Source organism: Flavitalea flava, assembly GCF_054461575.1.
This window is the reverse complement of the sequence record NZ_JBTLQH010000086.1, coordinates 1-10,059: the sequence shown is the minus strand read 5'-3', so window position 1 is coordinate 10,059 and position 10,059 is coordinate 1. Positions and strand designations below refer to the sequence as shown.

Genomic DNA, 10,059 nt, shown 5'->3' with positions numbered 1-10,059 from the left:
CATGCTTACTGTTTTTCAGAAAGCAAAGCTACTTTCTCCTTCCTGAATAACATCGATGCTCCGGATCGTATGCTTACCTATCCGCAGAACTTCGCCTATGCTTATAAATGTTTCGAGCTGAATGACGGCACGTTGCTGATGTTTGGAGGACTGGATATTCCGGAAATGTATAATGGCCGCACCGAGCTGGCCATGTGGCGGCTCGACGCCAACGGCAACCTGCTCTGGGAGCAGACGGATAGCTGCTCGTTCTGGACACAGTATAGCGGCAGCCTTGACGTAATAGACCTTACACAGGATGCCGTGGGGAACATCTATCTCTCGGGCAACCAGCGGGCCTTCGACGCCATTAGCTACTATTGTCAAAGCAATAGATTCATATACCAGGAGGTATCCCCGTCGATGGGTCTATTTTAAAGGTAACACGAAAGAGAAAACAAGATTATACCGTATGGCCGTAGGGTTAAACCTCGAAGAACTATCTTTGAATTTTGAAATCTATGCAAGAATTGAAAATGAAGATGAATTTGTCCCTTTTCGTAAAAACATGGAAATCAACGCTTTTCTAATAAGAAGAAGAATCGTATTATAAGGAAATGGGCAAGCTTGCCCATTTCTTTGCAACCTTGTAAACTATTCGTAACTTGCATATATGAAAAAAGTGGAAAAGAATATAAGTTTCTGGGATCGAAAAATCAACTTGATTGTTGATGAAAAACTAAACAAGTTGAAGGGTAAAATTTTGGCTCCTAAAAAATTAGAAGAAGCTAATAATGATCTTAGCAAAATGAAGTGCTTGCCTAAATAGGAACTAATTTCCTCCTCTTATAAATTATTGTGGTGCCTGTGCACCACTTTTTTTTCCTCCTTATCTCCGGAAAAATAAAGAAAGTGAACTAGATACTCTGCAAAAACCGTAATAGAAAAAAATGAATTACGAGATTAGATTTTATCAAATTTATCAACATCCATATAAAACCCAAACGATAATTTATCTTCCTCAAATTGCCGGATTGTGGCCTGGGTATTATGTCCAAATTCAGCGTCATTAAAAGTGACTTCACTTACCCTGTTATCATCTTCTGATTTTTTATTTTTTTTTGAGGTCTTCCCGATTTTTCCATAAACGAAATAGTTGCCCATATATCCCAATTTGTCTGGCTTTGTATCTCCAACGCAACAAATACCGTCAGAGTTTATATTGGGTTGACGGCTTAAATCAACCCCCATTTCCTTTAAAACCTCAAAAAGTCTATTTGAATGATTAATTACTTCATTTTCAAAATATTTACAATTGTCGCACGAGCAATTTGTCGAAATTTTAGGCTGAGCGGCATAAAACTCCTTTGTCCGCTCTATTTGAATATGCAATCTACATTGCCCTATCTGGAAGTTGACCCATTTATCCGCATTTAGCCAAGGTTTTTCGAAAGGAATTCCTTTTCCCATTTTAAAATATATAAAAAAATCTGTGTTAATCAAATTAAAGATAATATAATTAACTAATAGTCAAATAGATAAAACTCTCCTTAATCCCTTCCCTATCCCTCCTTGTTATCCTTACCCATTACACTGAGATTTGGTTAAAACTTAATTGTTATGATCAGTATTTTTCTCCCCCAGGAAAAAACCTTATCAATTCGATGAAGAAGGGCCTGCCCTACCTCTGGCTGAAGAGGCGGGTATACTTCAAACGATCCGAAGTGATCGATTCCATGAAACATAATGTGCTGAATAGAAATTAACCCGGTTCGGCCGGAAAAGGAATTCCTATACTTACAAATGAGTATATCCGAATCGGTACCGTCGCATAGGAAAAATGCAAGGATGTCGGACAACGGCCTGGGCAAAAAATGCTTAGGGTGTTGTCCGATCTTTTTACTAACTTAATCTGATGGTCACAGGATTCGAACGTTTATTTCTTTGTTTAACAAAGAAATAGTCCCGGTCGCCCGCTCTGTACAATTTTCGAACTTATTTATCCCTGACTTCAGGCGTTTAGGTAGTCTAGTGGATTGAAAACAAGCATTTTCTATCACACTATGAAAATTCTAATTGTTGACTACCAACTTAAAACAATTTTTTAATGCGAAGTATACCTCAAAATTAAAAAGGTTGCTTCAGAGATCCATTTTACTCGGATTGTAACTCCCTCTCCAGATTATCTCTTAATGATATGAAGTAAACATCAAATAGAAGAATCCATTTAGGGAAATGCGCCTCCAGATTTATTTCAAACTCTGTTTCTGTTTCTTCGATAATTAGGCGCCCCCCGGAAAAATCAGCAAATTTGTTGCCATATTTTCTAGCTTGTGATCCTCCGGAAAACTCTACTATATTGTCAATTATAACTGCGTCCGCTGCTCCTTGTATTAGGATTTCTCGTTTGTACAAGTTTAATAGCCGACCAATGGTTGCTGTAGGAATCTGCGCTTTTATAAAATATGTAGAAGCTATAGTCATTTAAAAATTTTGAACACCTTTGAAAGTAATTTATTATGAAACGTTTCAAGATTCGAACTCACAAAAATATGAATATTAAGGAATTAAAAACTACGCAGTTGGCTATTAAAATTAAAACTCGCTCCATTGATGAAAGAGCCAATTCACTCCTGAAGAGAAAGCTGATTATTAGGTTTTTCTAGTGAAAAGAATTAATTAACTTAGCAATAGGTCAGTTATAAAGAAAAATACTACCCGTAAAAGGGCTAAAAAAGGCCAAGGAAGTTTTGACAAAAGCGGGTTTTCGTCCGGCGTGAATTTTTCTCTCTAGGAATCCCTGGGTGTTTTTCGGTATTGGGGTAATATTTGGTCCTCCCAAGTTCTATCCGCGAAACGATGTACTGGATTCCGGCGTAATCTCTATAGTATATAACCAGGGAGTAGATGATCTTAAAAAAACTCGGGATCAAAACTGACACTGCACAATACAAGGACTATCTCCGGGGCTTTAAGGGAGAAGTATTGACCTGTGGCCAACCGGAATCACGGGAACGGCTGTGGGTTTGGTACAAGCCAGCGGGGCGCATGATCACGTATTACCAGCCTTAATCAATTCCAGGAATAAAGCAAATACCATGAATAAAATAAACTTAGTTAGCACCTTCCTTATTCTAACACTGGCTGTTGCTGAACGCGGTTTTTGCCAAAGATCGCCAAAAGCAGAAGTCAAAGCGCTCCTTAGGACCATCGAAAAAACCCATCGGGATATCGATTGGACGGCATTCGATACGACCTCGAAGGTTAGGATCGACAGTATAAACTATGGCACAATACAAGGGGCGTGGAAGGCATATAACGGCATCTTCAAATTCAATGGGTCCTGCAATTCTATGGTCTTGATAACCCCATTGGAGATAGAATTTAAAGATGACGGGTTCAGGCCGGGTAAGCAGCCCGCTTTTACAAAATTTATGTTAACGAATAATCGCATTGACTCGAAAGAAGATGACTATCACGCCTGTATCAATAAGATCACGGACCATCTTTTGGTACTTACGTTGATCAATGGAGAGAATTTTACTCGTTACTATTACGAGAAATAAGAACAAAGCCTGCAAATTCATTTTGACGCTCGTATACTCTAAACAGCCGGTGAAAAGACGATGCGGGCTTCTGCCTCCGCGTATAAATGCAAGAGTCTCCGCAATGGGGAGGTTTTGCCTTTCTACTTGTCGACTTGGCAGGACAATTCTCGAACCGGTTTGTCCATGATTTTAGGCAATTAGCGGATATAGCAATTTGAAAACCAATATTTAAAGACGTGATTTTATCTTTTTGCATGAGATGCAAAAAGGTTAAAAAAATGCTAACTTGAGGTGCATCCTTGTACTACGGTTATGCCAAACTGTTGATTAAAAATTTATGGAAATCGATTTTATTACTGGGAAAGGCCATAATTTTCTGGCCGATTTTGCGAAAAAGCTCCAGGTTCCCCTAAATGGGGACAGGTTGATCCTGCCCGTCACAATGGGCGAAGGCAACGTCCGGAAGATCAGCATCGAAGCGGGCGTTCACCTGATCATTCACCGTTACCGGCTCAAGGAAGAGTTTGTCTTGCGACGACATGCACCGGAAAACCCCGAGGGTCTTGTTACGTTTATTTTCCACAACAATGAGGATAATTTCGGCATGACGACCGAGGGCCAGGACAACATTCATGTTTCCAAACATAACGAGTCCGCCATCCAGATCACCTCCTGCAATCTCAATTCGGTGACGCGTTTTCCCGCGAAAATGGATATCTATTTTACGGTTGTTGGGATTATGACGGACAAGCTTGTCACTATGCTGCCAATCCAGCATCCGAATGAACTTGTACAAACCATCACAAGCGGGAACACTTTTCTTTTTTATGAGCGCATGGACAGGGACACGCAGAAAGTGCTGAGGCAGATCACGGAATATACCGCGGGAGAAGACTTGGACCGACTATATTATATGTATAAGATACAGGAGCTGCTGTATATCCTATTCCGGAAATTGCTTAAACGGGATGCTGTCCCACAACAGGCCGTGAACAAATGGGATATAGAGAAATTGTTCGTGGTCCGGGCGGCGATCCTGGCCGATCTTAGCAAGCCGCCAGTGCTGGCGGAGCTTTCGGTGCTGGTCGGTATGGGGGAGACCAAGTTGAAGAAGCTCTTTAAACAGGTATTTGGAGACAGCATCTACGATCATTTTCAAAATGCTAGGATGGAAGAGGCCGCCTTTCTTTTGAAGAGTGCGGGCCGGTCGGTGTCCGAAGCTGGCTATGAACTGGGATTTTCCAATCTTAGCCATTTTAGCAGACTGTTCGAAAAACACTATGGTCTGACGCCAAAGAAATATTCCTCCGCCGGATAGGACTGATTTTCGGTCATTCATGACTATTTTATTCCTGCCCGGTAAAGTACCTTTGTGCCTTAATAAGACACAGCACTATGAACAAAATCTTATCTCCTTACACGAAGGATCGTATAACTCTTAAAAATCATCTGGTTATGGCGCCCATGACCAGGAGCAGGGCGGTCGATAATATCCCCAACGAACTAATGGTCGAATACTATTCCCAAAGGACAGGAGCAGGGTTGATCATCACCGAAGGCACGGCTCCTACGCCGGAAGCCCTTGGGTATCCCCGTATCCCGGGCATTTTCTCCCATGCCCAGGTAGAAGGATGGCAAAAAGTTACAGAAGCCGTGCATGCAGGTGGCAGCCGCATCTTTTTGCAGTTGATGCATACCGGGCGCATTGGTCATTATGACAATTTGCCCGACGGGGCTCGATTGGTGGGCGCCTCCGGGATAAAAGCCGCAGGCCAGATCTTCACCGATAGGTCGGGGATGCAAGAACATTCGAGCCCGACCGCTTTAACTGCCGACGGTATCGCGGCAGTTATCGAAGGCCATGTCCAGGCTGCCAGGAATTCCGTGGAGGCAGGCTTTGATGGTATCGAGCTGCATGGGGCAAATGGCTACCTGATCGAACAATTCTTGAATCCAAATGTGAACTCCAGGACGGATGAATACGGGGGGAGTATCAAGGCCAGGGCCAAACTGGCGGTTGATCTGGCAAAGCATATTGCCGATGCCATCGGCAAAGAAAAAGTAGGTATCCGCGTTTCTCCCTTCAACCAGCTTGGTGATCTTCAGCCTTACCCGGAACAGGAAGTCCACGACACCTACTGCTATCTCACCGGCGAAATGGAGAAGATCGGTATTGCTTATATCCACGTGGCCGCCAACGCCATGATCCCTCAAAGAACCTTTGACACGATCCGCGCCTCTTTTTCCGGCACGATCATTTTATGCAACGGCCTGACACCTGCGACTGCTGAGGCTGCCTTGAACGCCGGTTTCGCCGACCTGGTGGCTTTTGGACGGTCTTTTCTCGCTAACCCTGACCTCGACAAGCGTATTGCGCTACATGCACACCTTAACCAGCCTGATCTAACTACCTTGTATACTCCCGGGGCAAAAGGTTATACCGATTATCCAACCCTGCACCCCGCTACCATTGTGGCAAAAGATGAAGGTGTCAGCCTGTCGATGGTAGGAGACACGTACCGTCTGCTTATAAGGGGCAACCAAACAAAGGGTGAATTTGCCATAATAGACATGCTGGTCCCGCCGGGAGGAGGCCCAGGCCCGCACATCCATCCCAACATTCATGAGACTTTTTATGTGCAGGAGGGAGACATCGAATTCAAGACGGAATTAGGTATCCATGTCGCCAAGGCCGGCAGCACGGTATTTATTCCCAAAGGGGGTGGGCCTCATGCTTTTAAGAACAAGACGGACAAGATGGCCCACCTGCTGTGCGTAGTCTCCCCTGCGGGACTCGACGATTTCTTCCTGGAGGTAGGGAAGCCTGTTGCTCCAGGCACCTTCCTTCCTCCGCCGGCATTGGACATGGAAGAGGTTAAGAGACTCCAGGCAATCGCCGCGAAATACGGCATGCAGGTATTTCCGCCGGACTTCCTCGAAAAATAATTCCTATCGCTTAAAAATATTATTTAACATGAAAGCCATTGCTCTAAAAGAATACGGTACCAGTAAAAACCTGGTTTCTATCGATCTCGACATTCCCTCGGTAAAAGAACACGAAGTACTGATCCGGCTTCATGCGGCAGCCGTTAACCTTATCGACTTGAAAAAGGCGGCCGGTGCCTTTAAGGACTTTATGCCACTGCAATTCCCATGGATCCCCGGAGTTGATTTTTCCGGAGTCATTGAGTCGGTCGGAGCCGCCGTAACCGGTTACAAAGTGGGAGACGAAGTATACGGAGAAAAGATGGAAGGGGGAACGTATGCGGACTATCTTACCGTCGACGCGAAATTCATCGCCAGGAAACCTCAAACGTTGAACTTTATCCAGGCTGCTTCCGTGCCCGTTGCAGCCGAGACCGCCTGGCAGGCCGTTCGGTATGCGGAAATTACGAACGGTCAGACTATTCTCATTCATGGAGGTGCAGGCGCCGTGGGCGCCTACGCGGTGCAGATCGCTCATAGGACCGGGGCAAGGGTCCTCACTACGGCTTCAGTCGCAGACAAAGAGTTGTTGCTATCTCTGGGCGCCGATGAAGTCATTGATTACAAGGCCGCACCTTTTGAAAATAGTGTAGGGCGAGTAGATGTTGTCATCGACACCGCAGGCGGTGAAATGTTACAGCGCTCATACGTGGTCATAAAGGAAGGCGGACGCCTTGTTTCGCTAACACAGCCTATATCCGGGACATTGGCCACCCAATATAAAATACAGGCGGTATTCTCCCAATTGCAACCCACCCACCAGGAACTGGAAGACATAGCCCAACTAATCGACGGGGGAAAACTAAAGATCGGGCTGGGGAATGTCTACCCGCTACAACAAGCAGCCGCAGCCTGGGAAGAGTTGTCCGGGACTTCGACCACCCCAAGGAAAAAGGGAAGGGTCGTTCTACAGATCAAATAATTCCAGCACCTTCAAAAAAATTACGATGTCAGCGATACTTTCTCACGAAGTGCAACAAAATATTGCTTTCGCGGAACAGTTGGGCTTACCAACCATCAATCAACGTCCCGCAGCCGAATCGCGGGAAAAATTGAAGCATCTTCCTCCTTATCCCGACCCTACACCCGTGGGGGAGATCATCAATACGTCGATCCCGGCGCAGGAAATTCCCATTAGGATATATATTCCGGTAGGGGAAGGACCATTCCCAATTATTGCTTACTACCACGGAGGTGGGTTCACAATCATGAGCATCGATTCTGTCGATGAAATTTGCAGGGAGCTTTGCGCAAGATCCGGGGCTGTTGTCATGTCGGTCGAATATCGGTTGGCCCCGGAGTATCCTTACCCCGCCGGCCCGGAGGACTGCATCACCGCGACAAAGTGGATGATAGCAAATGCCGGCAAATACAAAGGCGTCGGAAGCCGGATAGCCGTGGCAGGCGATAGCGCCGGCGGCTACATGGCCGCTTTTACGGCCCAGCATTTGACGAACGAAGGTGTACTGCTGGCTGCTCAGTTCTTGGCTTATCCTGTGACGGACCATTATTCTGGTCATCATGCATCTTGGGAAGAAAACAAGGAAGGGTTTGGCCTTACCGCAGAAGTAATGAAATGGTTTTGGGATAATTATGTTAATGATCCATCCCTATTCGATGAAGCATCTCCTTTGCGGGCAAAAAATTTTTCAGAACTCCCACCGGCCTTGATTATGACTTGTAACTATGATCCCCTTCGGGATGAGGGATATTCCTATGCAGAAAAGCTCAAAGATGCCGATGTCCCAGTGCTGTATAAAAATTATGAGAATGTGCATGGATTCTTAGGGGTAGGTGAAATGGGGCAGGATGCAATGAATCTGGCTTGTGCCTTCTTGAGAGAAAAGTTAGAAAAATAAAGAATGTGATTAAAAAGATTCCATTCGAGTGCGATAGCTCCGCTCCAAAAGCGAAACCTCCTCAATAGCGGAAGTTACGCGGATCTTGTTTGTCGACCTGCCTGTACAATTCTCGAACCTTTTTATAAGTGATTTGAGGCGCTTAGCTTACCTTACCATTTGAGAATGAATATATCCAAGTATTTTCTATTTTTAAAGGAAATGGGGTAGCCAATTTAGACATTATACTAATATGAAAAAATGATCTTTCTGCAGGCGGCAATATCAATTCATAATTTCCGATTGGCGATCTCAGTCATTGCCTCTTTGGGTGGATTGTTATCCAGCTCAACAATCTCAAACTTGCTTTTTAGTAGTACCTGTTCTCTAGTGATGGCCAGATATTCAAGAACTACCGATTTATCAATTTTGATTTTGCCGGACCCAGCCCAATGCCTATCGGATCCGTCCTTTTTAATTCCTGAAATCCAGTATATATCCCGACTCTCTACCTCATGATGGTTTCCGCCAATACGACCACCTTGAAATGCCTTCCCATTGAAGTATATTGTCTTTCCAGTCTTTGAGAAGAACGCTTTCCCTATCCAGGCCGGTCCATCATCATTGAACCCGGTTTTAAGCTCAACATACATTAATCTAGGCTTCATAAATTTAGAATTGATCAACCAAATTTATCACAAAGGAACCACGTATTTTGCAAAAAAACCGCTACCAGAGCGGGTTTCAGAAATTAGTCGGGAAAGATGGACAATTGTTGAACTTTCCTTTTTGATGAATTATTGAAATTCAGAAGTTTACATATATTATAATTTGCAGCAGCATTAGTCAGGCAACAAACCTAGCTTGAACAATAAAATGCGCTGGTCAACGCTTTACTTTCTTACTGGTACTACGCGTTTTTTTAGACCTTGGGGCCCTGGTAATTTTGCCAGTGGCTTTATAGTCTGCAATGATCTTGCTCATGATCTTCTGATCCTCGTCTGTTAAGACATGGGGTTCAACAACAAAGTCTATACCTTTTGGTTCTTTAATGTATCCCATATTATTTTGTTTTAAAATATCGATATATTAATTTCTTTGCTGCATTTTCGTAAATCCCCATCCGGCGGCATCCTACATGTACAGCTTCAAGCGTCTTTTCATAGTGATTGATCAGTTTGGTCTTGGAGAAGAAAGATATGAAACCATCATATCCCTTATCCATTGATTCCTTGCATGCAAAAGCGACTAAGTTGCCCGAAACGCCTTCATACAGGTTCGGTTTGCCGAAGTTAAAGGGAGCGCTTTCGATGAGGTGGAGGAAAATGTGGTCTTTTCAATCGGTGATACTTACCAAGCCCTACGCAATATGCGGATCCCTTTAATTGTTAGTTTAAACACTTCTCTATCATCCATCGCAGCCTACGACTTCCAGTTAAAACTCCAACCACTTTTCTTGGTGATGTTCTTTAGATCAGCCTTTGTCACCGGCAAAACTTCCGTAGAGAAGTTATCGCCGGAAATAGTGTTAGTTATACTGTTGGTAAGCCTATCTATCTCAATATCAATATGATACATTGTTTCTTTCACGACAACTAATTTACTAAATTTTTCGATCGGTATGAAAAATCTTCCTAGTGTCTAGTCAATATAATATTGTCGGATAAAGTTTTTTTAGTTTTATCCGGGCCTCCTTGGTGGTAAACTGC

Annotated in this window: 11 protein-coding genes; 8 read left to right on the top strand and 3 right to left on the bottom strand. The window is 44.0% G+C overall.

What is annotated here, in order from left to right; genetic code table 11:
• The 3 genes from ACX0G9_RS31030 to ACX0G9_RS31020 form a co-directional block, all read left to right on the top strand.
• Nucleotides 1–417, top strand: a 417-nt coding sequence (locus tag ACX0G9_RS31030) for a hypothetical protein (protein WP_459068883.1), incomplete at its 5' end; no start/stop codon positions are given.
• Nucleotides 299–592 (top strand): DUF6934 family protein, encoded by a 294-nt coding sequence (locus tag ACX0G9_RS31025; RefSeq protein ID WP_459068882.1) that lies wholly within the window; start codon nucleotides 299–301, stop codon nucleotides 590–592. The genes ACX0G9_RS31030 and ACX0G9_RS31025, both read left to right, overlap by 119 nt.
• Nucleotides 593–652: 60 nt before the next feature.
• Nucleotides 653–808, top strand: a complete 156-nt coding sequence (locus ACX0G9_RS31020) for a hypothetical protein (protein WP_459068881.1) — start codon at nucleotides 653–655, stop codon at nucleotides 806–808.
• 134 nt (nucleotides 809–942) lie between these two features.
• Here ACX0G9_RS31020 and ACX0G9_RS31015 read toward each other — a convergent pair whose 3' ends face one another.
• Both ACX0G9_RS31015 and ACX0G9_RS31010 read right to left on the bottom strand, forming a co-directional pair.
• Nucleotides 943–1,449 (bottom strand): hypothetical protein, encoded by a 507-nt coding sequence (locus ACX0G9_RS31015; RefSeq protein ID WP_459068880.1) that lies wholly within the window; start codon nucleotides 1,447–1,449, stop codon nucleotides 943–945.
• 684 nt (nucleotides 1,450–2,133) lie between these two features.
• Nucleotides 2,134–2,463 (bottom strand): hypothetical protein, encoded by a 330-nt coding sequence (locus ACX0G9_RS31010; protein WP_459068879.1) that lies wholly within the window; start codon nucleotides 2,461–2,463, stop codon nucleotides 2,134–2,136.
• Nucleotides 2,464–3,077: 614 nt separating this feature from the next.
• On the opposite strand from ACX0G9_RS31010, the gene ACX0G9_RS31005 reads away from it, so the two are divergent.
• The 5 genes from ACX0G9_RS31005 to ACX0G9_RS30985 all read left to right on the top strand — a co-directional run bounded on the left by ACX0G9_RS31005 (nucleotide 3,078) and on the right by ACX0G9_RS30985 (nucleotide 8,371).
• A complete protein-coding gene (locus ACX0G9_RS31005) occupies nucleotides 3,078–3,545 on the top strand; it encodes a hypothetical protein (protein ID WP_459068878.1) in 468 nt (155 codons plus the stop codon).
• Between the two features lie 319 nt (nucleotides 3,546–3,864).
• Nucleotides 3,865–4,845, top strand: coding sequence for a helix-turn-helix domain-containing protein (locus ACX0G9_RS31000; protein ID WP_459068877.1), 981 nt, complete (start codon nucleotides 3,865–3,867; stop codon nucleotides 4,843–4,845).
• 77 nt (nucleotides 4,846–4,922) lie between these two features.
• Nucleotides 4,923–6,473, top strand: coding sequence for an oxidoreductase (locus ACX0G9_RS30995; protein ID WP_459068876.1), 1,551 nt, complete (start codon nucleotides 4,923–4,925; stop codon nucleotides 6,471–6,473).
• A gap of 28 nt (nucleotides 6,474–6,501) precedes the next feature.
• Complete coding sequence (locus ACX0G9_RS30990) at nucleotides 6,502–7,434, top strand: NADP-dependent oxidoreductase (RefSeq protein ID WP_459068875.1); 933 nt, start codon at nucleotides 6,502–6,504, stop codon at nucleotides 7,432–7,434.
• Between the two features lie 25 nt (nucleotides 7,435–7,459).
• Nucleotides 7,460–8,371: an alpha/beta hydrolase gene (locus ACX0G9_RS30985; protein WP_459068874.1), complete on the top strand. Its 912-nt coding sequence runs from the start codon at nucleotides 7,460–7,462 to the stop codon at nucleotides 8,369–8,371.
• A gap of 269 nt (nucleotides 8,372–8,640) precedes the next feature.
• Here ACX0G9_RS30985 and ACX0G9_RS30980 read toward each other — a convergent pair whose 3' ends face one another.
• Entirely contained in the window at nucleotides 8,641–9,018 is a 378-nt protein-coding gene (locus ACX0G9_RS30980) for a hypothetical protein (protein ID WP_459068873.1), read from the bottom strand.
• Between the last annotated feature and the right edge of the window lie 1,041 nt (nucleotides 9,019–10,059).